This is a genomic window from Billgrantia zhangzhouensis, assembly GCF_021404465.1.
Classification (GTDB): Bacteria; Pseudomonadota; Gammaproteobacteria; order Pseudomonadales; family Halomonadaceae; genus Halomonas; species Halomonas zhangzhouensis.
The window spans coordinates 73,411-99,416 of sequence record NZ_JABFTT010000014.1; the positions used below are offsets into that span (position 1 = coordinate 73,411).

General features: G+C 63.6%; 14 protein-coding genes. 9 read left to right on the top strand and 5 right to left on the bottom strand.

Annotated features, from left to right (window positions below; genetic code table 11):
- The first annotated feature begins 46 nt into the window (after positions 1-46).
- The 5 genes from HOP51_RS17275 (at position 47) to HOP51_RS17295 (ending at position 11,502) form a co-directional block, all read left to right on the top strand.
- Positions 47-7,591, top strand: a complete 7,545-nt coding sequence (locus tag HOP51_RS17275; RefSeq protein WP_234275158.1) for a two-partner secretion domain-containing protein — start codon at positions 47-49, stop codon at positions 7,589-7,591.
- Positions 7,588-8,250, top strand: a complete 663-nt coding sequence (locus tag HOP51_RS17280) for a hypothetical protein (RefSeq protein WP_234275159.1) — start codon at positions 7,588-7,590, stop codon at positions 8,248-8,250. The genes HOP51_RS17275 and HOP51_RS17280 overlap by 4 nt, the downstream gene beginning before the upstream one ends.
- Positions 8,237-10,294 (top strand): DUF637 domain-containing protein, encoded by a 2,058-nt coding sequence (locus HOP51_RS17285; RefSeq protein ID WP_234275160.1) that lies wholly within the window; start codon positions 8,237-8,239, stop codon positions 10,292-10,294. The genes HOP51_RS17280 and HOP51_RS17285 overlap by 14 nt, the downstream gene beginning before the upstream one ends.
- Before the next feature lie 303 nt (positions 10,295-10,597).
- Positions 10,598-11,143: an S-layer family protein gene (locus HOP51_RS17290; RefSeq protein ID WP_234275161.1), complete on the top strand. Its 546-nt coding sequence runs from the start codon at positions 10,598-10,600 to the stop codon at positions 11,141-11,143.
- Complete coding sequence (locus HOP51_RS17295; RefSeq protein ID WP_234275162.1) at positions 11,089-11,502, top strand: type II toxin-antitoxin system HicB family antitoxin; 414 nt, start codon at positions 11,089-11,091, stop codon at positions 11,500-11,502. Before HOP51_RS17290 ends, HOP51_RS17295 begins: the two co-directional genes overlap by 55 nt.
- Positions 11,503-11,597: 95 nt before the next feature.
- Here the strand turns inward: HOP51_RS17295 and HOP51_RS17300 are convergent, their stop codons facing one another.
- The 5 genes from HOP51_RS17300 to HOP51_RS17320 form a co-directional block, all read right to left on the bottom strand.
- A complete protein-coding gene (locus HOP51_RS17300; protein ID WP_234275163.1) occupies positions 11,598-13,097 on the bottom strand; it encodes an MFS transporter in 1,500 nt (499 codons plus the stop codon).
- A 57-nt stretch (positions 13,098-13,154) separates the two neighbouring features.
- Complete coding sequence (locus tag HOP51_RS17305; protein ID WP_234275164.1) at positions 13,155-13,613, bottom strand: universal stress protein; 459 nt, start codon at positions 13,611-13,613, stop codon at positions 13,155-13,157.
- 69 nt (positions 13,614-13,682) lie between these two features.
- The gene (locus HOP51_RS17310) at positions 13,683-15,314 is read right to left on the bottom strand and encodes an MFS transporter (RefSeq protein WP_234275165.1); all 1,632 of its coding nucleotides are present in this window, start codon (positions 15,312-15,314) and stop codon (positions 13,683-13,685) included.
- Positions 15,315-15,600: 286 nt separating this feature from the next.
- Positions 15,601-16,266, bottom strand: coding sequence for a two-component system response regulator NarL (narL, locus tag HOP51_RS17315; protein ID WP_234275166.1), 666 nt, complete (start codon positions 16,264-16,266; stop codon positions 15,601-15,603).
- Between the two features lie 5 nt (positions 16,267-16,271).
- Positions 16,272-18,164 (bottom strand): histidine kinase, encoded by a 1,893-nt coding sequence (locus HOP51_RS17320; RefSeq protein ID WP_234275167.1) that lies wholly within the window; start codon positions 18,162-18,164, stop codon positions 16,272-16,274.
- A 198-nt stretch (positions 18,165-18,362) separates the two neighbouring features.
- On the opposite strand from HOP51_RS17320, the gene HOP51_RS17325 reads away from it, so the two are divergent.
- From HOP51_RS17325 to narJ, 4 genes are all read left to right on the top strand, one after another.
- Complete coding sequence (locus HOP51_RS17325) at positions 18,363-19,679, top strand: MFS transporter (RefSeq protein WP_234275168.1); 1,317 nt, start codon at positions 18,363-18,365, stop codon at positions 19,677-19,679.
- Between the two features lie 197 nt (positions 19,680-19,876).
- Positions 19,877-23,641 carry a nitrate reductase subunit alpha gene (locus HOP51_RS17330; protein WP_234275169.1) on the top strand — a complete coding sequence of 1,255 codons (3,765 nt, stop codon included), beginning with the start codon at positions 19,877-19,879 and terminating at the stop codon, positions 23,639-23,641.
- Positions 23,638-25,224: a nitrate reductase subunit beta gene (gene narH, locus HOP51_RS17335; protein WP_234275170.1), complete on the top strand. Its 1,587-nt coding sequence runs from the start codon at positions 23,638-23,640 to the stop codon at positions 25,222-25,224. The genes HOP51_RS17330 and narH overlap by 4 nt, the downstream gene beginning before the upstream one ends.
- Entirely contained in the window at positions 25,217-26,005 is a 789-nt protein-coding gene (gene narJ, locus HOP51_RS17340) for a nitrate reductase molybdenum cofactor assembly chaperone (protein WP_234275171.1), read from the top strand. Before narH ends, narJ begins: the two co-directional genes overlap by 8 nt.
- Position 26,006: the final 1 nt, after the last annotated feature.

Here is a 26,006-nt window from a genome sequence, read left to right on the forward strand (position 1 = left end):
TTGAAGTAACCGACATAACTGACATAAGCCACGCAGGGACGCTCTTATGAATCGGCAATGCTATCGACTCGTTTTCAACCGGGCCAAGGGCCAGCTCGTTGCCGCCTCGGAGCTTGCCGTGGCCTCCGGCAAGTCGCCGGCGGAAGGCAGTAGGGTGGGGCGCTGGCGCTCGCGGCGCCAACCGGCCATTGCCGCTACGCTCGCGGCGCTGCTGCTCGGCAGCCCGGCCGTCCAGGCCAGTATTGCCAGCGACCCCAACGCCCCGGGCAACCAGCGCCCCACGGTGCTGGAAACCGCCAACGGCGTGCCCCAGGTCAACATCCAGACCCCCAGCGCTGCCGGCGTCTCGCGCAACAGCTACCGCCAGTTCGACGTCTCTTCCAAGGGCGCGATCCTCAACAACTCGCGCCGCAACACCCAGACCCAACTGAGCGGCTGGGTGCAGGGCAACCCTCACCTCACCAGCGGCGAAGCCCGGGTCATTCTCAACGAGGTCAACTCCGCGAACCCCAGCCAGCTGCGCGGCTACCTGGAAGTGGCCGGCTCGCGGGCCGAAGTGGTCATCGCCAACCCGGCGGGCATCGACGTCAATGGCGCCGGCTTCATCAACGCCAGCCGCGCCACCCTCACCACCGGCACCCCCGAACTGCGCAACGGCGAGCTGACCGGCTACCGCGTGCAGCAGGGCACGGTGACCATTTCCGGCGCCGGGCTGGACGCCAGCGGCACTGACTATACGGCGGTGCTGGCGCGTGCCATCGAGGTGCAGGGCGGCGTCTGGGCCAACGACCTGAACGTGGTGACCGGGGCCAACCGCATCGGCACCGACGGCCAGGTGATCGAACGCCTCACCTCCCAGGGCGACGCCCCGGCCGTCGCCATCGACGTGGCGCATCTGGGTGGCATGTACGCCGGCAAGATCACCCTGGTCGCCACCGAGGCCGGCGTTGGGGTCAACAACGCCGGCAGCCTCACGGCCACCCAGGCCGGCGGCGTGGGCGACGTGGTACTCACCGCCGAGGGACGCATCGTCAACCGCGGCGCGATCACCGCCGAAGGCGATATCCAACTGGCGAGCCAGACGCGTATCGATAACCTCGGCACCGGTGCTGTCCTGGCCCAGGGCGACCTGACCCTCAGCGCTACGGGAGCACAAGGCCGCATTCGCAGCACCTCTGATGCCACCCTGGCCGCCGGCGTGGACGCCGGCAGCCTGCGTCTTGGCAACAACGGCCAACTCACCCTCACCGCCGGCGACAACGTCACGACCCAGGGCCGCAACCTGGCCGCGGGCGGCTTCCTGGCCGAAGCCGATACCGTCTCGCTGGCCGGCAGCGAGACCCAGGCCCGCGATATCGACGTCACCGCCCGCCGCGGCGATCTCGACGCCAGCGGTGCCGCCCTCAGCGCCCGCGACACCCTCACCGCCAGCGCCGACGCCACGCTGCGCACCGACGGCGCCAGCGTGCAGGCCGAGCGGCTCGACCTCAGCGCCGCGGCTATCTCCAACCGCGACGGCGAACTCATCCAGGCCGGCAACGACACCCTGCACCTGGCCACCGGCACGCTGGACAACCGCGGCGGACGCGTGGCCGCCAACGCCGACATCGTCATCCGCACCGACGCCCTGGACAACGCCGCCGGTACCGTAAGAGCCGGTGGCTCGCTCGACCTCGAGGCCGAAACGCTCGACAACACTCAGGGCCAGCTGGTGGCCGAACGCGATCTGCATGTCACCGCGACTCAACTGACCAACACCCAGGGGCTGATGGGCGCGGTACAGGGATCGCTCGATGTCGAGGCCCAATCCCTCGACAACTCCCGGGGGCGGATCGAAGCCGCCGATGGCCTGCGCCTCGACGTGGCCGACAGCCTGACCAACGAAGGCGGCGAGATCGTCCAACTGAGCGACCAAGGCGAGCTTCAGATTGCCGCCGCGAACCTGCACGGTAGCGATGGCCTGATCGTCAGCCAGGGCGACCTTACCGTGGAGGGCGGCGAGATCGTTCTCGACGGCGCCCGCACCCAGGCCCAGCACATCGCCCTTCAGGCCGACAGCCTCAGCCACCGTGAGGGTGAACTACTGCACCTCGGCAGCGACGCTCCCCTGACCTTCGATGTTGCCCAGGCGCTGAATAACCGTAACGGCCTGATTGCCAGCAATGCTGCCCTCGACCTGACGGCTGGCGAGCTGAGCAATCGGGAGGGCGCGGTTCAGGCGGCGGGGGATGCCTACGTGACCGCCGCATCGCTCGACAACCGGCAGGGTGAACTGGTATCCGGCGGTACGCTTGGCCTGACGGTCGAGGGGAATGTCGCCAACGCCCAGGGCCAACTGCTGGCCCAGAGATCGCTCGACCTGCAGGTGGCCTCGCTGAACAATGCCGGCGGCACCCTTGGCGCGGTGGAGGGGGATCTTACCGTCGCGGCGGACAGCGTCATCGACAACCGTGGTGGTACCCTCGAAGCAGGCAACCAGCTCGACGTGAGCGGCCAGGGCCTGGACAACCAGCGCGGCACCTTGGTGGGCGAGCGGGTATCACTGGATACCGGTGGGCAGCGCCTGAACAACATGGCGGGCCTGATCGCGGCAGGCGACAGCCTCGCTTCGATCAGCGGCGAGCTGGACAATACCGGCGGTACGCTCCAGGCTAGCGGCGATGCGATGATCGACACGCTTGGCCAGGCCCTGATCAACGTCGACAGCGGAGCGGACGGGGGGATTCTCGCCAATGGAGCCCTGACCCTGGCCGCCGGCGACATCGTTAACGGCAACGGCCTTATCGGCGGCGGCCGGCTCGACGTCACCGCTGTGGAGATCGCCAATCGGCTCGGTGGTACGCTGCTCAGCGAGAGCGATCTGACGCTCACGGCCAACAGTCTCGACAACCGCGGCGGCCAGCTCCAGGCCCTCGGTGACATGACCCTCGACCTGAATGAGGCGCTGCTCAACCAAGGTGGCCTGATACGTTCCGGTGCTGCGCTCAAGGTCAATGCCAGCCGCGTCGTCAACAGCAACACCCAGGGCGCCGACCAGGGTATAGAAGGCCAGAGTATCGACCTCAGCGCTGAAGAAGCCGTCAATCAGCAGGGCGCGATGCGGGCCAACCAGCGGCTTGAGATCGACGCGGCCAGCCGCGTGGACAACCGCAACGGCCTGCTCTCATCGCTCGATACCCTGACCGTGGAAGCCGAGGAAATCGACAACCAGGGCGGCACCCTGATCGCCAACCAGCGCCTGATCCTGGAGCTGGCCCGCCTGTTTGGCAACGGCCGGGTGCTATCGCTGGGCGATCTGGCGCTGCAGCTCGCCAGCGACTTCACCCTGAACCAGGGCGCCGAACTCAAGGCGGCGGGCGACTTGCATTTCGCGACCAGTGGCACCCTAACCAACCGCGGCACCCTCCAAGCCGGTGACACGCTCGACCTCGATGCCAGCGAGATCCGCAATACGGCCAGCGGCGAACTTTCGGCCACTACCACCCGGCTCAGCGCCGGCCAGCTCACCAACCACGGGCTGATCGACGGCGTGACCACCCGCATCGATGCCATTACCCTTGATAACCTCGGCACCGGGCGCATCTACGGTGACCGGCTCGGTATCCAGGCCACCACCCTCACCAACGACGTCGAGAACAGCCGGGCGGCGGCGATCGCCGCCCGTGAACGACTCGATATCGGCACGCGCCGCCTGACCAACCGCGAGGAGGCGCTACTCTTCAGCGCTGGCGACATGGCTATCGGCGGTCGCCTCGATGCAGACGATCGGGCCACCGGCCAAGCAACGCGAGTCGATAACAACAGCGCCACGATCGAGGCATTGGGTGACTTGTCGATTTCTGCGGTGAGCTTGCGTAATACCAATGAGCACTTTGAGACCGAGCTGCAATATAGCGGATCTGAAACGGGATTATTTTATCAGCCGGTGGGGTGGGATGAAAAGCGTCCGTCAGAAGAGTTTCGAAAAACATATTATTCTCTCTATCATGATGCAACTGGTACTGCCATTAAACAAGTGCCTAATGGACGGCTTTTTTGCTGTGCCGGAAATACTTATATAAGATGGAGAGAGTTTGATATCGAGCGGGAAGTTTATTCTAGCCAAGTAACTCGCTCGGCTCCGGGGTTGATTCAAGGAGGTGGCAATGTTTCCCTCCGTGGAGAGAGTATAGTCAACGATAAAAGTAAAATTGTTGCCGGAGCAGTACTTCGGGGTGACTTGGAGAATGTTGTAAATCTCGAGGCAAGGGGGCAGCGCTCTATTGTTGAGAATGGGCTTGTCAGGTCTTTAGGGTACTATCATTTTCACTCAGAGCACGGTGGGGAAGCGATTCCTTACACTTCGAGCTGGGAGTTTTACACTGATCAAGAGTCACTGAGCGACATTATTCTTCCAGTCACAGAGCTCGGTGGCAACCGAAATGTCTCGAGCAGTGGCGCACAAATTGGTACCCTGCAGCCCACGTCACTCTCTGGCTCCGCCTCCGGCGCCGGCAATGCCACGGCTGGCGTTGGTGGTTTCGAATCCGGCAGAGGCATTGTCGAGGTCCCAGCCATCGGGCGTTCGGGCAGTGCCGTCCAGGCTTCTTCCTTCGAGGCGGGCGATGTCATCCGCACCCTGACGCCTCAGCTCCAACTGCCCAGCAACAGCCTGTTCCAGCTCAAGCCCACCGGCATTCGGCCACTGGTCGAGACCGATCCGCGCTTCACCAACCAGCGCCAGTGGCTCAGCTCCGACTACCTGCTCTCGGCCCTGCACCCCGACCCAGCCATGACCCAGAAGCGCCTGGGCGACGGCTTCTACGAGCAGCGCCTGATCCGCGAGCAGGTCACCCAACTGACCGGCCAGCGCTTCCTCGAAGGCTATGCCGACGACGAGGCGCAGTACGCCGCGCTGATGAACAACGCCGCGACCTTCGCCAAGGCGCACGGCCTGCGCCCCGGCGTGGCCCTCACCGCCGAACAGATGGCGCAGTTGACCAGTGACATCGTGTGGCTGGTGGAGCAGACGGTGACCCTGGCGGACGGCAGCACGGTCAAGGTGCTGGTGCCACAGGTCTATGCCAGGCTGCGCGAAGGCGACTTGAAAGGGGATGGCACCCTGATCGCGGGCGACTCGCTGCAGATGGACATTGCCGGCGACCTGGCCAACACGGGCACCCTGGCCGGGCGCGAACTGGTGGAAATGACGGCCGGCAACATCACCAACCTGGAGGGCCGGATCAGTGGCAACCGAATCGACCTCGAGACCCGGCGTGATCTCACCAACCTTGGCGGTGACATCACCGCTAACGAATCGCTGAGTATGCAGGCGGGGCGCGACCTGAACCTGGCCAACACCGCGGAGCGTCAAGCACGACTCTACTTGACCGATTCCGGCGGCCAACTGCTGGCCGGCGCCGGGCGCGACCTGACGATCCGGGGAGCGGAGGTCGACTCGGCCGGCACCTTAGCATTGGGCGCCGGGCGCGACCTGAGCATCGCCAGCACCCTCGACACCCAGTCCAACCGCTACGGCAGAGTGACCCTCAACACTGCCGACATTGAACACCAGGCCACGCTCAGCGCCGGCCAGGACCTGATCCTCAACGCCGGACGCGACCTCAGCCTCGCCGCGGTCGACGTCAGCGCCGGCGGCAACGGCCTGATCGCCGCCGGTCGCGACCTGGCCTTGGAGACCTTGGCCACGGGCAGCGCCATGAGCGGCGGTCGCCTCCAGCGCAGCCAGCAGCAGGAGGTTGGCACCACGCTCGCCATCGGCAACGACCTCACCCTGATGGCGGGCCAGGACCTCTACGCCCGCGCCGCCGACGTCAGCGTCGCAGGCGACCTGGGCGTCATCGCCGGGCGCAACATCGAGATCGAAGCGGGGCAGTCCAGCCAGTACGAAGAGCGGCGATGGGGCAGGACCCACACCATCGACAGCCAGAGCCGCGTGCAGGGCAGCGACTTCGCCGCGGGGGGCAGCCTCAGCCTCACCGCCGGCGAGGACCTGCGCCTGACCGCCAGCCGCCTCCAGGCCGGCGAGGACGCCGCCCTGCTGGCCGGTGGCGACATCGAACTCCTCACCGCCCAGGAGCACGACTACTCCCTCTATGAATCGCGCCGCCGCGGCACGTTCGGCGGCAGCCGCACCCAGCGCGACGAAGTCAGCAAGACCCGCGCCATCGGCAGCGAAGTGAGCAGCGGCGGCGATCTGTTCATCGCCAGCGGGCAGGACCAGACCTACCGGGCCGCCCGCCTGGAAGCCGACGGCGACATCGAACTGCAAAGCGGCGGCCGCATCCGCTTCGAAACCGCCAGCGACGTGCACAGCGAATCCCACGAGCGCAGCAAGAGCAGCTTCGTCAGCCAGTCGGCGCGGGGGCAGGGCAGTACCGTGGAAACGCTGCGCCAAAATGAGCTGATGGCACAAGGCGATATTCGGATTCATGCGGAGCAAGGTATTCATGCCCTCTACGAAGCCCGGGACGGTGAAAGCCTGGATGCTGCCATCGAGCGCGTCGTGGCGGACAACCCGGGTCTCGCCTGGCTTCAAGCCCTTCAAGGCCGCGATGACGTCACCTGGGAAAGCCTCGAAGCCTTCCAGGATGAATGGCATTACAGCCATAGCGGCCTGAGCCCCATCGCCACCACCATTTTGACTGCGGTGGTCAGCTACTACACCGCCGGGGCCGTCAGCGGCATGGTGGGCAACCTCTCTGGAGCCGCAGCCGGGTCGCAAGCGACCTTTGCCGCAGGTGCTACCACGGCAAGTGGAACGACGATAGCCGCAGGCTCGGGCAATGCCATCCTCTCCGGCATGGCGGGCGGTGCTGCCGGTGGTGGTGTGGGCGCGTTCAGCCAGGGGGGGGATTGGCGAGAAGCCGCTTGGCGAGGTGGCATTACGGGTGCATTCACGGGTCACCTCAGCGCAGGCACTTACTACGACAACCCCATCAATATGGCGGGCGATGCCTATGAATACTTCATGCAAGGTAACGCGATGGGGCTCGCCAGTGTTGGCATGCATCTGGGCTTGCAGCAGGTATATGGTGAGGTTCAGCAGAAGATCGCCGATGGTGTGGGGTTGAACCCGGATGAACTTAATTGGTTGTTGATGGCCAGTTCTATTGCGGGAAATAGCGTGGCAGGGAGTCGCTTTTGGGCGGATGACCAAGAGTTCGAGCATACCAGGGGTACAGGAACAACGGGTTTCTTCTCTCGTGATAAGCGACCTGTCGTAGGTAGTATCTTTGACCTTGCCGACTCAGCGCTAGGATATCAGGATTTACCCGATGCCACGGTCCGAGATTATCTCGTTGAAGTGGGTGTTGGTCAACCTGCTGCAGGCGGCCACAGTTTAGGCACGATCACGCAGTCCTACCTGGCGCGTCATGGCCTGGTGGAAAGCACTTATCTGGAGTCCGTGCCGTTTGGGATAGTTGCACCTCCTAATGCCGAGGTTAGGTTGGGCAGAGGCGATATCATCAACGGCTTTGGTGGCGGAATGTTGTTCAACTGGCATGGGAAAATCGTGCCTACGGGGCTTTTTCAACACTCAAGAGAATTTTATGAACCCTTCCGCCCTAATACTGGAGGTGGTCAGTGAACGTCATTAATAAACTTCCGGCTTGCTTGATGATTATCAATATCTCTGTGCTGTCTGGCTGTGTTCCGCATGCGGCCTATCGTGCGCACCAGGACCATATTGAAGGTCGAGAAGTGTTTGTTATGAATGACAACTATCTTCGTGTCCCTTCAGAGTCATATCCTATCTTCTCAGTTGTTGAGGATCGTGAGGCACCTAGAAGCATTGTCAGCAATGGTTGGGAGGGACTGTTCATGCCAGCCATGAATAGTTATTATAGGTGGGAAGTTTCTCACGCTTTTAATGGCCGTTTTTTGCTATATTCTGAGGAGTATGATGGTGTCCACTGTATTGAACGGCTAGGAAGAAATACAAGACATTCCCGGAAAGAGAACTGCGAAATTGGCGCCAAAGGTGCTCCAAATAAGATTTACGTGTATGCCCGCCCCAGTGGCGAGGCATACGGTTGGCAATATCTACGAAATCAAGATTGGTATGTGTTGCAGTCGGATAAGATCTCGCGCTTTCGCATCGACGATAGCGGTGACTGGTCCGGCCAGCCTTGGTTCGAGTGTGTCGCCCGTTGTGACAAGCTGGAGCGAATGAAGCGGGAAGAGGTTGAAGGTGGCGATCCGTTTGGTGTGGGTGAGGACAAGGAATGGGGCGGTGAGGCCGAGTAAGCTTGCTTCAAGCTCTACCATTGATCGCGACTTCGCCCTGAGCGCCGGGTGCGATATCGCTACCGTCAGCGGCGGCGAGATCACCTTCGAGATGGGCAGCGATATCCGCACTGAATCCCATGAGCGTAGCAAGAGCAACTTCGTCAGCCAGTCGGCTAGCGGCAAAGGCTTCACCCGCGAGACACTGAGCCAGAGCGAGCTGCGCTACCAGGGCGAACTGGCCATCCACGCCGCCCAAGGCGTGACCATCGAGATCGAAAGGGTCGACGCACAGAGCGTGCGCCAGGTCATCGACGCCATGGTCGCGGCCAACCCCGACCTTGCCTGGCTGAAGGAGATGGAGCAGCGCGGCGACATCGACTGGCGTCAGGTCGAGGCCATCCACGACAGTTGGAGCTACTCCCAATCCGGCCTCGGGCCGGGCGCGGCGCTGGCGGTCAGCATCGTGGCCGCCGCCTGGGCCGGGCCCGCTGCCGCTGGCCTGGTCAACAATGCCATTGGCGCGGCGATGGTGGGAGCGGGAGCCGGCTCACTGGCTGGCACCGGCGCGGTGAGCCTGATCAACCATCAAGGCGATCTGGGCTTGGCGCTAGGCGACACGCTCTCCTCGGACAGCCTGCGCGGTGCCGCCCTCGCCGCCCTGAGTGCCGGGGCCACCCAAGGCATGACCGACCACGTCTGGGGAACCCAGACCAACCCCACCACCGGCGCCACGACCAATCTCTCGCTCAACAATCCAGGCGACATCGGCCGCTTCGCCGGGCAGCGTGCCACCCAGGCCGCCATCAATGCCGGCATTCGTGCCGCCGTGGAAGGCGGCAGTTTTGGCGATCACCTCGGGGATAGCTTCGAAGCCGCCGTGGCGCACGTGGTCTCCGGGGTGCTGTTCAACGCGGTGGGCGACCTCGCCAACGATCACCTCTGGCAGGAAGGCGACCCGCAAAAGATCGCGCTCCACGCCCTGATCGGCGGCAGCATCAGCGAAGCGATGGGCGGAGACTTCGCCACCGGCGCCCTCGCCGCCGGCGCCAGCGAAGCCCTCGTTCACGAACTCGTGGGGGACGCCAATCGCACCGAATTCAGCAACGCCGCCGCCCAGATCGTCGGTATCGTGGCCGCCGAGCTTGCGGGCGGCAACGTGAATGATGGAGCCTTTATCGCCGGGCAGGTGGAGTCCTACAACCGGCAGTTACATACCCACGAACGGGAGTTGGCCCGCGACCTGGCCGAAGCCAGCGATGGCCAATTTACGCTGGAAGAGATCGAGGATGCCATGCGCGGGATGTACCACGATGGTTTGGGACAAGGGCCAGGAAGCAATATCGTCGTCGACTTGCATGATCTGGAAGCCGTTGATGGGACATACTTCGATTATGGTGGCAATTGGCTCGCCACCCCTGGAGAAGGCGGCACGACGCGTTACCTGGTGCAGTTGATTCCCACGGATACGCCCCCGGAACTGATCGCCTACATCATCGAGCAGACTGGAGGAGACGACTCCCCATATCGGACGGCGGTCTATCGACTCCCCGCAGAAGACGCCGCGCCTGGCCAACCACGAGACCGCCTGACGGGCAGACCGCTGAACGAGGAGGGGCAATACATCGTCAGCTACATGCTGGATGGCAAGACCTTCCATGTGCCGCATTTCCCATGCGGCGATGCGGACTGTATCGCGCAAGGGGCGAATATTGACTATAGCGATCCGGCGGCGCAGGCGTACTCCAGGGCGCTGGATGCCAAAGCGTTGGATGATTTAGGTTCTGCAGCCACTGCAGGTGTGGTGCTTACACCTGTTGGTCAGATAGGGACTGGTCTAGCTGCGGCAGGTACCGCTTCCAGTCTATTGTCGGGATATTTAAGAGAAGATATTACGACGGCGGCTTCGAAAGAAGCTTTGATGATTGGTTTTGAGACATATGCGAAGTCCAGGGGATTGTCGGTAGTGGAAGCGCGAAGATTAAATTCAACCTTGGATTTAATTGGTGTCTGGAATAGAGTTTTGGGCAATGGGGTAGATATGTTGGGGACGGCTGATGAATAAGCAAAATTTTAGCTCCTCTTGGGCTCGATGGCGAAATTGCTATCGATGGTATGTTTCTGCCTTTCTGGCCATGGTGGCAATGGCAAATGCTGTAATTAGATTTTGGGGGGAGTGGGAGCTGTTCTTTGGTGCCCTTATTGGGCACGGGATATTTTGGCAAGCAATAGTGGCATTTTTATACGATAAGCCTATGATATTTGGGCCTGGTGGTGCGGACTTGGAGGATGGGCCTGGGGCTCGGGGTATTGCGATAGTCTTTTCTGTTATAGGATATTGCGCTATGTTTGCCTTTAGCGGATACCCGTGGCGGTAGGCTGTTCCAGTCGCTTCACCGACCGCCGGCAGTGGCTCGGCTCCGACTATATGCTCGAGGCTCTGAACAGTGACCCGAGCACCACCCATAAGCGCCTCGGCGATGGTTTCTACGAGCAGCGGCTGGTGCGGGAGCAGATCACTCAGATCACCGGCCAGCGCTGCCTCGAAGGTCACAATGACGACCAGGCGCAATTCACCGCACTGATGAACGCCGGTATCACCTTCGCCGAGGCGTACGACCTGCGTCCCGGCGTGGCCTTGACCGCCGAGCAGATGGCACAGCTCACCAGCGATATCGTCTGGCTGGTGGAGCAGAACGTCGAACTCGACGATGGCTCCAGCGTCACCGTGCTGGTGCCTCAGGTCTATGCAAGATTGCGCGAGGGTGACCTGAAAGGGGATGGCACCCCAAAAGCACGGCAAGGAGCCGGGTGTGAAGAGCGCAGATCTGATAAAGGAGCTGGAGGCGGAGCGATACCATGCACTATCCCATTGCGATCGAGGTTGGCGATGAGCAGCACGCTTATGGCGTAGTTGTGCCCGATCTGCCGGGCTGCTTCTCCGCTGGCGACACTTTCGACGAGGCAATCGCCAATGCTCGGGAGGCCATAGAAGGACATCTCGAAAGCCTTTCGGAGCACGGCGACCCCATTCCCACCGCTACCGCCATTCAGCAGCATCTGGAGAATCCCGACTTCGCCGGGTGGGTGTGGGCAGCGGTCGAGATCGACATGACCCCTTACCTGGGCAAGAGTCACAAGATCAACGTCACTCTGCCCGATCTGCTGATCAAGCGTATCGACAGCACCGTGGCAAAGCATGGCGACTACAAGAGCCGTTCCGGCTTCCTGGCCCGTGCTGCGCTGCATGAACTCGAGCGCCACGCTCAATAGAGCCGAGTCTTCACCACACCCCACGCACAAGAAAGCGGCGACCGAAGTCGCCGCCCTTAATGAAGCCCAACATAAAACCCAGCGGCTCAGCCCTGCTACGGCTTGGCCTGTGCCGCGGCCATTTCCTGCTCTTCGATCATGCGGTCTACCGAGGAGACGTAGTACTCCTCGTCGAACGCCCCTTCCGGCTCCTTCAGCCAGATCAGGCAGATCAGCCAACTGACGAAGGCGCCGCCGGCGATGATGTAGAAGAACTGGGTCGGGGTGACGAAGGTGAAGATGGTCAGGTAGACCACCGCCCCCACGTTGCCATAGGCGCCGGCCATGCCTGAGATCTGCCCGGTGATGCGGCGCTTGATCGAGGGAATGATGCCGAAGGTGGCGCCCTCCGAACCCTGCACGAAGAAGGAGGTGAAGATGGTGATGGCGATGGCGATGATCAACGGCCAGTTGGAGTTGAGCATGCCCATCAGCACGAAACCGATGCCGATGCCGAACATGTAGCTGAGCATGACGAAGCGGCGGTTGCCCATGCGGTCGGAGACCAGGCCGCCCATGGGGCGTGCCACCAGGTTGACGAAGGCGAAGGAGGCGGCGATCAGGCCCGCGGCGGCGGCGCTCAGCCCCCAGGTCTCCTCGAAGAACATCGGCAGCATCGAGACCACTGCCAGCTCGGCGCCGAAGTTGGCGAAGTAGGTGCTGTTGAGGGCGGCGACGCTGCTGAACGGGTACTTGTCGTCTTCCGGCACCCCCTTCTTCAGGATCGGTACGTTGACCCGTAGGATCTGCACGATCTGATAGATGATGACGGCGACGATGACCAGATAGCAGATCACGGCGGCGGTCACCGACATGTAGCCCATGTTCTGGACGCGCCATACCAGAATGCCCAGGCAGCCCACCAGAGGGATGGTCCAGATGATCAGCTTGATCATGTCGCCCCAGGTGCTCACTTCCATGGCGGCGGCCTTGCGCGGCTTGCGGTGGGCGCGGGCATCGGGGCCGTCGGTGATGGCGAACCAGTAATAGACGCCATAGACAGCCATGACGATGGCGCTGATGGCGATGGCATAGCGCCAGCCATCGTCGCCGCCGAATAGGGTCAGGGCGATGGTAGGCAGGGTCATGGCGGCGGCGGCGGAGCCGAAATTGCCCCAGCCGGCATAGAAGCCTTCGGCGAAGCCGATGTCCTTGGGCTTGAACCACAGTGCGGTCATGTGGATGCCGACCACGAAGCTGGCGCCGATGGAACTCAGCACCAGGCGCGAGATCAGCAGTTGGGTCATGGTGTTGCCGAAGGCGAAGGCGAGTGCCGGGATCGCCATGGTCACCATCAGTACCGAGAACACCCGGCGCGGGCCGAAGCGATCCAGCGCCATGCCGATGATGATGCGGGCGGGAATGGTCAGCGCCACGTTGAGGATGGCGAACAGGCGGATGTCATCCCGGGTCAGCCAGTCGACGCTCTTGAGCATGCTCGATGCCAGCGGCGCCATGTTGAACCAGACGTAGAAGGTGATGAAGAAGGCGATCCAGGTCAGGTGGAGTGCCCTGATCTCAGGGTTACGGTACTTGAAAACGGCGGACACTTTCATGGTCGTATCATCCTGCAGATGGCGAAAAATCGGAGACGAGTGGCTGCGATGGACTGCTCAGGGGCTGGGCAGGATCAACAGTGGGCACTCGACGCGACGGGCCAGGAAAGAGCTGACCTTGCCGAAGGTCATGTAGTCGAGCTCGTCGACGAAGTAGCTCAGTGACTGGGCGATGATGCCGCCGTCGGGCTTGCTGCTATGGCGGGCGATGACCAATACGTCCGGCTGGTGTTTCTGGGTGGCGTGCAGCAGCATCTTGCGTGCATCGCCCTCGGCCAGTACCCAGTCGACCTCGAAACCCTCCTGATGGGCGAAGTCAGCCCCTTCCTTCAGCGCCGCCTTCAGCTCCTCGTACTCCTGCTGGAACAGTTCCTCGTTGGCATCGGTGGCGTCGCGGGGGTTCTCCGCCACGCCGACCAGGATCAGCGTGGGGGCGTTGCAGCGAAACAGGCTGACGCTCTGGGCAAGGGCCAGTTTGGCGTTGCGCGAGCCGTCATAAGCGATCATGACTTTCATGACATCCCTCCGAAGAAGGCAAGGTAGTGGAGTGTGCTCTGGCCCCAGGCCAGAGCACCGATGACCGCATCAGGGGTTTTTGACGTAGGCGTTGGGACGCAGGTAGAACCACCAGTTGATCACCAGGCACACCGCGTAGAAGATCGCGAAGCCGTACATGGCGAGTTCCGGGGTGCCGGCACGGATCTGACCGCCCATCACCACCGGGGCGATGAAGGCGCCGTAGGCGGCCACGGCGGAGGTCCAGCCCAGCACCGGGCCCTTCTGCTGGGCATCGAAGATCACGCCGATGCTGCGGAAGGTAGAGCCGTTGCCGATGCCGCTGGCGGCGAACAAGATCACGAACAGCAGCATGAACAGGGCGAAGTAGCTGTTGGGGTCGGTGGAGTTGTAGGCCAGCATCATCACGTAGCCGGTCACCGCCGAGGCCACCACCATGATCACCGAGATCACCTGGGTGACGATGGAGCCGCCCACCTTGTCGGAGACCCAGCCGCCGATGGGGCGGATCAAGGCGCCGACGAAGGGACCGATCCAGGCCCAGGTCAGGGCGCTGGGGCCGTTGGGGTTGACCACGCGGGCCACGCTGCCGTCGGCGGCTACTTCCATCATGTTGCCGAAGATGACGTTAATGGAGAGTGGCAGGGCCGCGGAGAAGCCGATGAACGAGCCGAAGGTCAGGATGTAGAGCACCGTCATCGACCAGGTGTGCTTGTTCGAGAAGATCGCGAACTGCTTCTGAATGTTGGGCTTGATGTCGCCGGGAATCAGGCGCATCAGCGCCAGGGTCAGCAGGATGGTGACCGGCAGGGCGACCCACATGCCCAGCCACTGCAGGGTAGCGGTGCCCACGATGGTGGCGATGACACCCACGCCGTAGAGCCCGAGGATCTTGCCGAAGGCCTGTAATGGCGTGCCCGGGTTGGGCGTAATGGGGCGCAGGTTGTTCATGCCGAACCAGCCGAGGAAGGCCAGGGGTACCAGGAACACCAGCCAGATGAAGCCGGCGTTCTGGATCCAGGTCGGTGTGCCCGCCTCGATACGACCGATCAGCGTGCCGCTGGCGCTGGTGAGCTCCATGGAGCTGCCGGCAATGGCACCGAAGATGCCCACGGTCATCACCAGCGGGATCAGGATCTGCATGGTGGTGACGCCGAAGTTACCCAGGCCGGCATTCATGCCCAGCGCGTAACCCTGCTGCTTCTTGGGGAAGAAGGTCGAGATGTTGCTCATCGAGGCGGCGAAGTTGCCGCCGCCGATGCCCGAGAGCAGCGCCAGGGCCTGGAACACCCAGAACGGCGTGTCGGGATTCATCAGCGCGACCCCTGTGCCGAAGGCGGGGATCATCAGCAGCGCAGTGGTCAGGAACACGGTGTTGCGCCCGCCGGCGATGCGAATCATGAACGAGGCGGGTATGCGCAAGGTGGCGCCGGCGAGACCGGCGATGGCGGTCAGCATGAAGAGCTGGTCAACGGCGAAGGGGAAGCCCAGGTTCTGCATCTGGGTGGTGATCATGCCCCACATCATCCACACCGCGAAGCCCATCAGCAGGCTGGGGATGGAGATCCACAAGTTGCGGGAGGCGACCTTCTTGCCCTCCTGCTCCCAGAACTGTTCGTTTTCGATATCCCAGTGCTCGATGTCGGCATTCTTTGGCCTGCCGGCACCGAGCTTGCCGATATCGGCGCTCGATTTAGCCATGACGTTTCCCCTTGAGGTTTCGCTGATCCCGCCTTGCGACATCCGTCCTGACCGGGATCAATTCAGGTTCGGTTGAGGCAAAGATACGCCCGGCAATGACACGGCGAAACCGGCAGAAAAGGCAGGAAAATCAGGAGAATACCTCTTGAGAGGTAGCAGGGGTATTTGGCTAAGTCATTGTTTCTACGATGAAGTAAAAAACGCTGCGACAAGAAAAAGGCGCCTTGCCGGCGCCTCGAAGTCTTTGGAGGTATCCACACAGAACCGGAGACATCCCCTCGGTATCCTACCTGTCGATGCCCTCCTGCACGGCCCAAACCGCTGCTTCGACTCGCGAGCGCAGGTTGAGCTTCTTCAACAGGTGCTTGACGTGGACCTTGACCGTGCCCTCGGAGATGTCGAGCTTGCGTGCGATCAGCTTGTTGGAGAGGCCGGCGGCCAGCTCGCGTAGAATCTCCCGCTCGCGCTGAGTCAGGCTGTGGATGTCGGGGGTGGCTGGGGCCGTGCGCTGGTTGCGCAGCGCCTCGGCGAGCAGGGCAGTGAGGCTTTCGCTCACCACCATGCGTCCCAGCGCCGCCTGGCGCAGCTGGCGCACCATCTCCTCGGGTTCCATGTCCTTGAGCAGGTAGCCGTCGGCGCCGCCGCGCAGGGCCGCCACCAGGTCATCCTCGTGGTCGGAGACGGTGAACATCACGATGCGTCCGGCATAGCCCGCCTCGCGCAGCGCCTTGAGTGTCTGGATACCGTCCATGCCTGGCATATTGAGGTCGAGCAGGATCATATCCGGGTCGAGCTCGGCGGCCAGGCGCACGCCTTGAGCCGGCTCGCCGGTGTCGCCGACCAGCTCGAGATCGTCCTCTAGTTCGAGCAGTTGGGCGACGCCACGGCGCAGCAGCGGGTGGTCGTCGATGATCAGGATACTGGCGGGGGTCTCGCTCACTGACTGGCCCATGGGTCTCAGTTTCCTTGGTCGTGAAGAGTGGATTCGGCAGCCGGCTGGCGGGTGATCAGGCGTGCCGTCTGTGGCGTGAAGACGACTTCCACGCAGGTGCCGCCCTCGGTGCGGTTGGATAGCTTCAGCTCGCCGCTCAGAGTGTGAGCCCGGTCACGCATGATGACGAGGCCATAGTGCATGGGCGGCGAGTCGTCGTTCTCCAGGCCCACGCCGTCGTCCTCGATACGCAGCAGGATGCGGGCCTCGTGGAACTTTACGCTGACGGCAGCCCAGTGCGCCTGGGCATGCTTGTGAATGTTGCTCAACGCCTCGCGGGCGATCTGCAGCATGTGGATCTCTTCATTGGGGTTGAGCAGATGGGGCGGCACGTCGAAGTGCAGCTCCACCGGCGCGCCCAGGCGCTCGGAGAACTCCTCGGTGGTCTGCAGCAGGGCGGTTTGAAGGCCGGGTCCCTCGAGCTTGAGGCGGAAGGTGGTCAGCAGTTCACGCAGTTGGCGGTAGGCGCTGTTGAGCCCGGTGCGCAGCTCGTCGAAGACCGCCGCCTGCATCTCCTTGGGAGCATCCTTGGCCTGCATGCGCTCCAGCCGTGCCACCTGCATCTTGAGGTAGGAGAGCGATTGGGCCAGGGAGTCGTGCAGTTCGCGGGCGATGATGGTGCGCTCGTTCATCAGTGAGACCTGCTGTTCCTCCTCGATGCGTCGCTGCAGGTAGACCGCCGTGGCCAACTGGTCGGCCAAGGCATTGAGCAGGCGGCGCACGCTGTCGGAGAGACGCTGCCCCTTGGGATGCCATACTTCCAGGGTGCCCAGCATCTCGTCGCCCACGCTGACGGGTAGCAGCATGCAGTCGCCTTCTTCGGTGTTGGAGAGGCGCAGAGGGCGCGGGGAAATCAGGCAGGCGTGGCAGTCGTGGTCACGGCAAAAGTCCGGGCGTCGCGCGGCGTGAGTGGCGAGAACGGGAATCTGGCGATTGTTGTGTGGATCGTTGAGCGACAGCCGGATGGGGCCGATATCGAGGAGTTCCGCCACTTGGCGCAGCATGGGCGCGGCGCTGGCGCACAGGTCGTTGCCGCCGCCGTAGAGCGAGCGGCTGCCGTCGTGGAGCGTCTGCATGACCTTGCTGCTGCGCTCCAGTTCCTGGGTCTTGCGTTGCACCCGTGCCTCGAGGTCGGCGTAGCTCGCCCCCAGTTCCTCGGACATGGTGTCGAAGGTATGGCCGAGCATGGCCAGTTCGTCGCTGCCCTTGAGCTGGGTGCGCAGGGAGAAGTTGCGCTGCGCGGCCTCTCGTGCCAGCACCATCAACTGGCGTAGCGGAGCCACCAGATTGTGGCGGATGTCGTAGAGCGCGATGGCGACGACCACCGCCGTCAGACCCAGGAACAGAATCTGCAGGGCGCTGAGCAGGCGGATCTTGGCCTCGCTGTTCTGCTCGAGCTGGGAGACCATCAGGTCGATCTCGTTCACCAGCCCGTCCAGGGTGCGATTGAGCGACTCGATGTTCACCGTGCGGTTGTCGACGGCTTCATTGACCTCCGGGGCCAGCTCGTTGTGCCAGCTCGCCAGTACCAGGCGGTATTGGCGACGCAGTTCGTGAGCCTCTGAGACGGGAATGGCAGCGGTCAATTCAGCGCTGGCCAGGCGCTCCTCGAAGCGGCGCTTGAGCACGTGTACCTCCGCCTGGTGCTCCATGGAAGGAATCCGCTCATAGCGCTGCAGGGCGGCCACGATCTGGTAGGTGTTCATGCGCAGCGAGCCGGCGACGTTGATCGCCGCGGCGTCGCCGCGGCTGCCGCCGGCAGCGGCCATGGTCACCACGATGCTGATAAGGGCCATGGCGCTGATCGCCAGCAGCGAGGCGACGATGCGGGCCACGAGGGAGCGCTGCAGCAGTTTCATTGACGGTGGGCGTCTCCAGAAGGAGTGGGATATGTCGACACTATAACCTCATGTCGACGCGATACCCCAAGGGACGGTGAGGCATCCTACCGGGAGTTCCCGCGGGCTGCCACCAAAGAGGTACCTCGTATGCCCTTTTGACCCGGCAGGGCTGGGTTAACGAGAATCACTTTGACCACATCTCGAGACCCACCGTTCATGACCCATGTTGGGAAGCTTCAGGCGCCGGGGCAGCATGTCGACTATCGCTCGCTGGTGGTCGTGTTGTTGGCGCCGCTGGCCTTCGCGCTGGTGTTCGCCAGTTGGACCATCTTCGCCGTGCTGGGCGTCGAGCTGAAGCGTGTGCTGCTGTTCGGCGAAGTGCAGTTCGCCATGTTGCTGGCCATGCCCATGTTTACCGGCGCGCTGGCCGCGCTGCCCATGGCGCTGTTGGCGCGCCGGGTGGGCGGCCGGCGGGTGATGATCGGCTGCCTGCTGCTGATCTGCCCGTTGCTGTGGGGCATCGCTCATTCGGATGTCTACCTGGAGTTCCTGCTGGCCGGGGCCGGGCTGGGGCTGGGCGCCGGTTCGCTGGCTGCCGGCCTGGTCTACGTGGCTTCGTTGTGCCCGCGGCGCCATGCCGGCCTGGCACTGGGACTTTATGGCGCCGGCATGCTGGGGGCGGGACTCACCTACTTCCTGCTGCCCTTGATCAGCCAGGCCTACGGCTGGCCCATGGCGCCCAAGCTCTACCTCTTGCCGGTGCTACTGGTGGCTCTGCTGCTTTGGGTATTCGCCGAGGATGCGCCGAGCGCGGTGCCGCCCGCCGCACCCGACGATCTCGCCGAGTTCGTACCCTCGCCCGGGCGCACGCCGCCTCTGAGGAAATGGCTGCCAACGCCGGCGGTGTGTCGCCTGGCGCTCTACTACAGCTTCTTCTACGGCGCCTTCGTGGCGCTGGCGTTGTGGCTGCCGGGCTATCTCGCCGCCCAGTATCAGCTCACGCTCAAGCTGGCCGCGCTGTGGGCGCTGGCCTTTACCCTGCCGGGCGGCGTCGGGCAGATCCTCGGCGGGGCGCTGGCCGATCGGCGCGATTTCCGCGACCTGCGCTGGTGGGTCAGCGCCTGCGTGATGGTGTGCCTGTTCCTGCTCTCCTACCCCGACTTCACCATGCAGATCCACGGCGTGCACGGCGATATCGCGCTCGCCTTCTCCATGCCGCTGGGTGGCTTTGCCGCGCTGCTCGCCGTCATGGGACTGGCCATGGGTATCGGCAAGGGCAGCCTGATGCGCCTGCTGCATCGCGACCATGGCGACGACATGGCTCACGCCGGTGGGCTGGCGCTGACCCTGGGCGGGCTATTTGCCGCCGTGTTACCGCTGATGTTCGTGCTCGGCAACGAATGGATCGGCATCCGTACCGCTGGCTTCATGTTCCTCTACGCCGCGTTGGCGGTGTGCATGCTGCTGATGCTGTGGGATGGCACCCGGACCCACCCCCGCTCGGCTTCCTCTACCCCCACCCAGGCGGACTAACCCCTTTCCCTGGGCGGTCTATCACCTTGTGGGTAGAGAGGGTGTATATGGAGGTAACCTGGCAGTAATCCGCATTTCGATGCTCCAGACTTTGCTTCAAGAACCTGCCCCGACGGTCGTGTGGAACACGGCGCACGACACGGCAGGCGGGGTGGCCCGGGTGCCACGCATCACTTCAAGAAGCCTGGAGATCGACCATGAGTCACTTCTTAGATCGGCTGAATTTCTTCCGCAAGGCGCGCGAGCCTTTCGCCAACGACCATGGCGAGACCCGTGAGGAGTCCCGTGGCTGGGAGGACGGTTACCGCCAGCGCTGGCAGCACGACAAGATCGTGCGCTCCACCCACGGCGTGAACTGCACCGGCTCCTGTAGCTGGAAGATCTACGTCAAGAACGGCCTGGTTACCTGGGAAACCCAGCAGACCGACTATCCGCGCACCCGCCCGGACCTGCCCAATCACGAGCCGCGGGGCTGCCCGCGTGGCGCCAGCTACTCTTGGTACATGTACAGCGCCAATCGCCTCAAGTACCCGCTGATCCGCAAGCCCTTGCTCAAGCTGTGGCGTGAGGCCAAGCAGCAGCACGGCGACCCGGTCGATGCCTGGGCCTCCATCGTCGAGGATCCGGCCAAGGCGAAGCAGTACAAGCGCGCCCGCGGCATGGGCGGCTTCGTACGCGCCAACTGGGACGAGCTCAACGAGCTGATCGCCGCCTCCAACGTCTACACCGCCAAGCAGTACGGCCCCGATCGCATCATCGGCTTCTCGCCGATCCCCGCCATGTCGATGGTCAGCTACGCCGCGGGTAGCCGCTACCTGTCGTTGATCGGCGGCGTGTGCATGAGCTTCTACGACTGGTACTGCGACCTGCCGCCGGCCAGCCCGCAGACCTGGGGCGAGCAGACCGACGTGCCCGAATCGGCCGACTGGTACAACTCCGGCTACATCATCGCCTGGGGCTCCAACGTGCCCCAGACCCGTACCCCGGACGCCCACTTCTTCACCGAGGTGCGCTACAAGGGCACCAAGACCGTCTCCATCACCCCGGACTACGCCGAGGTCTCCAAGCTCACCGACGAGTGGCTGTCGGTCAAGCAGGGCACCGACGCCGCGCTGGGCATGGCCATGGGCCACGTGATCCTCAAGGAGTTCCACCTCGACAAGCCCAGCGCCTACTTCACCGAGTACGTGCGCAAGTACTCCGACATGCCCTTCCTGGTCGAGCTCGAGGCTCGCGAGGACGGTAGCTTCGTGCCCGGCAAGCAACTGCGCGCCAGCGACTTCGAAGGCGCCATGGGCCAGGACAACAACCCCGAGTGGAAGACCGTGGCCTGGGACGAGCTCTCCGACCGTCTCGTCGTGCCCAACGGCTCCATCGGCTTCCGCTGGGGTGAGAAAGAAGAGAACCAGGGCAAGTGGAACCTGGAGGAGCGTGACGCCAGTGGCGCCGAGATCAAGCCGCTGCTGACGCTGGCCGAGAAGCATGACGATGTGGCCAGGGTGGCGTTCCCCTACTTCGGCGGCATCGCCCACGAGCACTTCGACCACGTGGCCGGCAACGAGCTGCTGTTCCACAGCCTGCCCGCCAAGCGGCTGACCAAGGCCGACGGCAGCGAGATCCTCGCCGTCACCGTATTCGACCTGATGTGTGCCAACTACGGCATCGATCGCGGGTTTGGTAAAGAGGGCGAAGACGACGGTGCCACCTCCTACGACCAGATTCGCCCCTACACCCCGGCCTGGCAGGAGAAGATCACCGGCGTGCCCGCCGAGCAGGTCGCCCGTATCGCCCGTGAGTTCGCCGACAACGCCGACAAGACCCAGGGTCGCTCCATGGTCATCGTAGGTGCCGCGATGAACCACTGGTACCACATGGACATGAACTACCGCGGCCTGATCAACATGCTGGTCATGTGCGGCTGTATCGGCCAGAGCGGTGGCGGCTGGGCTCACTACGTGGGGCAGGAGAAGCTGCGCCCCCAGACCGGCTGGACCCCGCTGGCCTTCGGCCTCGACTGGCAGCGTCCGCCGCGCCACATGAACTCCACCTCCTTCTTCTACAACCACTCCTCCCAGTGGCGCTACGAGAAGCTGGAGGTCAAGGAGATCCTGTCGCCGCTGGCCGATCCCAGCCAATACAGCGGCAGCCTGATCGACTTCAACGTACGCTCCGAGCGCATGGGCTGGCTGCCCTCCGCGCCGCAGCTCGGCACCAACCCGCTGCGCCTGGCCAAGCCGGCCGCCGCAGCGGGCATGTCGACCAAGGACTACGCCGTACAGCAGCTCAAGAGCGGCGAGCTGGCGTTCGCCGCCGAGGATCCGGACAGCCCGCAGAACTTCCCGCGCAACCTGTTCGTGTGGCGCTCCAACCTGCTGGGCAGCTCGGGCAAGGGTCACGAGTACATGCTCAAGTACCTGCTGGGTACCCGTCACGGTATCCAGGGCAAGGACCTGGGCGAGATGGGCGGCCAGAAGCCGGAAGAGGTGAAGTGGCACGACGAGGCGCCGGAAGGCAAGCTCGACCTGGTGGTCACGCTGGACTTCCGCATGTCCTCCACCTGTCTCTACTCCGACGTGGTGCTGCCGACGGCCACCTGGTACGAGAAGAACGACCTCAACACCTCGGACATGCACCCCTTCATCCACCCGCTGACCGCGGCCACCGACCCGGCGTGGGAGTCGCGCAGCGACTGGGACATCTACAAGGGCATTGCCAAGGCGTTCTCCGAGGTGTGCGTCGGTCACCTGGGCGAGGAGATCGATCTGGTCACCCTGCCGCACCAGCACGACTCCCCGGCCGAGCTGGCCCAGCCTGAAGTGAAGGACTGGAAGAAGGGCGAGTGCGAGCCGATCCCCGGCAAGACCATGCCGGCGCTGATCGAGGTCAAGCGCAACTACCCCGAGACCTATGAGCGCTTCACTTCCGTCGGCCCGCTGCTCGAGACCATCGGCAACGGCGGCAAGGGCATTGCCTGGAACACCGAGTCCGAGGTCGAGCTGCTCGGCAAGCTGAACTACCGCAAGAGCGAAGGTCCCGCCAAGGGCCGGCCGAAGATCGAGAGCGCGATCGACGCCGCCGAGATGATCCTGACCCTGGCGCCGGAAACCAACGGCAACGTGGCGGTCAAGGCGTGGGGCGCGCTGTCCAAGATCACCGGACGCGACCACACCCACCTGGCCACGCCCAAGCACGAGGAGAAGATCCGCTTCCGCGACATCGTGGCCCAGCCGCGCAAGATCATCTCGAGCCCAACCTGGTCCGGCCTGGAGGACGAGCACGTCTCCTACAACGCCGGCTACACCAACGTGCACGAGCTGATTCCGTGGCGCACCGTGAGCGGCCGCCAGCAGTTCTACCAGGATCACCCCTGGATGCGCGCCTTCGGCGAGAGCCTGCTGACCTACCGCCCGCCGATCAACACCAAGACCATCACCGGTTTTGCCATGCCGGAGGACAACGGCAACCCGACCAAGGCGCTGAACTGGATCACCCCGCACCAGAAGTGGGGCATCCACTCCACCTACAGCGACAACCTGTTGATGCTGACGCTCAACCGCGGCGGCCCGGTGGTGTGGATGTCGGAGACCGATGCCCAGGATATCGGCATCGAGGATAACGACTGGATCGAGCTGTTCAACGCCAACGGCGCGATCACCGCGCGGGCCATCGTCAGCCAGCGGGTCAAGGCCGGCATGGTGATGATGTACCACGCCCAGGAGCGCCAGGTGAACGTGCCGGGCTCCGAGGTCACCAAGACCCGTGGCGGCATGCACAACTCCGTGACTCGGGTGTGCCCGAAGCCGACCCATATGATCGGTGGCTACGCGCAGCTCTCTTACAGCTTCAACTACTACGGCACCGTTGGTTCCAACCGCGATGAATTCGTCCTCATCCGCAAGATGAAGAACGTCGACTGGCTGGATGGCGAAGGCAACGACAGCGTGCAGGAGACCGTGAAATGAAGATTCGTTCCCAGGTAGGCATGGTCCTCAACCTCGACAAGTGCATCGGCTGCCACACTTGCTCGGTCACCTGCAAGAACGTTTGGACCAGCCGTGAAGGCATGGAATATGCCTGGTTCAACAACGTCGAGACCAAGCCGGGCATCGGCTATCCCAAGGAGTGGGAAAACCAGGATAAGTGGAAGGGCGGTTGGATGCGCCGCAAGGACGGCAAGATCGAGCCGCGCATCGGCGGCAAGTGGCGGGTGCTGGCGAACATCTTCGCCAACCCCGACCTGCCCGAGATCGACGACTACTACGAGCCGTTCGACTTCGACTACCAGCACCTGCATACCGCCAAGCAGGGCGATCACCAGCCTGTGGCGCGCCCCCGTTCGCTGGTCTCCGGCGAACGCATGAAGAAGATCGAATGGGGCCCGAACTGGGAGGAGATCCTCGGCACCGAGTTCGCCAAGCGCCGCCGCGACAAGAACTTCGAGCAGGTACAGGCCGACATCTACGGCCAGTTCGAGAACACCTTCATGATGTACCTGCCGCGCCTGTGCGAGCACTGCTTGAACCCGGCGTGCGTGGCCTCGTGCCCGAGCGGCGCGATCTACAAGCGCGAGGAGGACGGCATCGTCCTGATCGACCAGGACAAGTGCCGCGGCTGGCGGATGTGTATCTCCGGCTGCCCATACAAGAAGATCTACTACAACTGGAAGACCGGCAAGTCAGAGAAGTGCATCTTCTGCTACCCGCGCATCGAGGCGGGCATGCCGACCGTGTGCTCCGAGACCTGTGTGGGCCGTATCCGCTACCTCGGCGTGCTGCTCTACGACGCCGACCGCATCGAGGAAGTGGCCAGCTCGCCGGACGTGCGCGACCTCTACCACCGCCAGTGCGAGATCTTCCTCGACCCCAACGATCCGAAGGTGATCGAGCAGGCCAGGAAGGACGGCATTCCCGACAACGTCATCAAGGCCGCTCAGGAGAGCCCGGTCTACAAGATGGCCATGGACTGGGGCTTGGCGCTGCCGCTGCACCCCGAGTACCGCACCCTGCCGATGGTCTGGTACGTGCCGCCGCTGTCACCGATCCAGTCGGCCGCCGAGGCCGGCAAGGTCGAGTACGACGGCGTGCTGCCCAAGATCGAGTCGCTGCGTATCCCGGTGCGTTACCTGGCCAACATGCTCACCGCCGGTGAGGAGGCGCCCGTGGTGCTGGCGCTCAAGCGGCTGATGGCGATGCGCGTCTTCATGCGCAACAAGCACGTGGAAGGCAAGCACGATACCGAGGTGCTCGACGCCGTCGGTCTCAGCGAGGCCCAAGTGGAGGAGATGTACCGCTACCTGGCCATCGCGAACTATGAGGATCGCTTCGTGATCCCCACCAGCCACCGCGAGATGGCCACCGAAGCCTTCCCCGAGCGCGGTGGCTGCGGCTTCAGCTTCGGTGACGGCTGTCATGGCGAGAGCAAGCCGAGCCTGTTCAACGGCCGCAAGCAGACCAGCTCGCTGGTCAAGCCGGTCGATGTCTTCGATCCGAAAACACAGAGCGATGGGCGGCGCGATGAACGAGCCAAGGAGGCCCACCATGGCTGATACAGCACTCCAGGTGCCCCACGAGGCCATGATCCAGCCCGAACTCGGCATGCGCAGCCTGCGCGTACTGGCCCGCCTGCTCGACTACCCCACCGAGGCACTGCAGGGCGCGGTGGATGAACTGATCGAAGCGCTCGACGCCGAGCGCCGCCTCTCGGCGGCGCTGCGCGGCGATCTGATGAGCTGGTGCCAGCGCATCGCCGAGGCCGACCTGCTCGAACTGCAGTCCGAGTACGTCGCGCTGTTCGACAAGGGCCGCGCCCACTCGCTGCTGCTGTTCGAACACGTGCACGGCGAGTCCCGCGACCGCGGCCAGGCCATGGTCGATCTGATCGACGAGTACAAGGCCGCCGGCTTCGAGCTCGACGCCCGCGAGCTACCCGACTACCTGCCGCTGTTCCTGGAGTACCTCTCCACCCGCAGCGACGAGGAGATCGGTCGCTGGCTGGGCGAGATCCGCCACATCCTGGCACTGCTCACCGCACGCCTGGAAGAACGCGGCGCCGACCAGGCCCTGGTCACCCGCGCGCTGCTGGCGCTGATCGACGCCGAGGACGACATCGAGGCGAGCCGCCAAGCGGTGGCCAGCGAGAAGCGCGACGACACCCCCGAGGCGCTGGACGCCGTGTGGGAGGAGGAGGCGGTGCGCTTCTCCGCCAAGTCTGACGAGGACTGCGCGCTGCAGTCCGCCGAAGGGCGCCGTCTGGCCGAGCGCAAGCGGCAGGTGCAGGGCGAGGCGATTCGCATCCTCGACCCCGTCGACGCCGCCAAGAAACACTAAC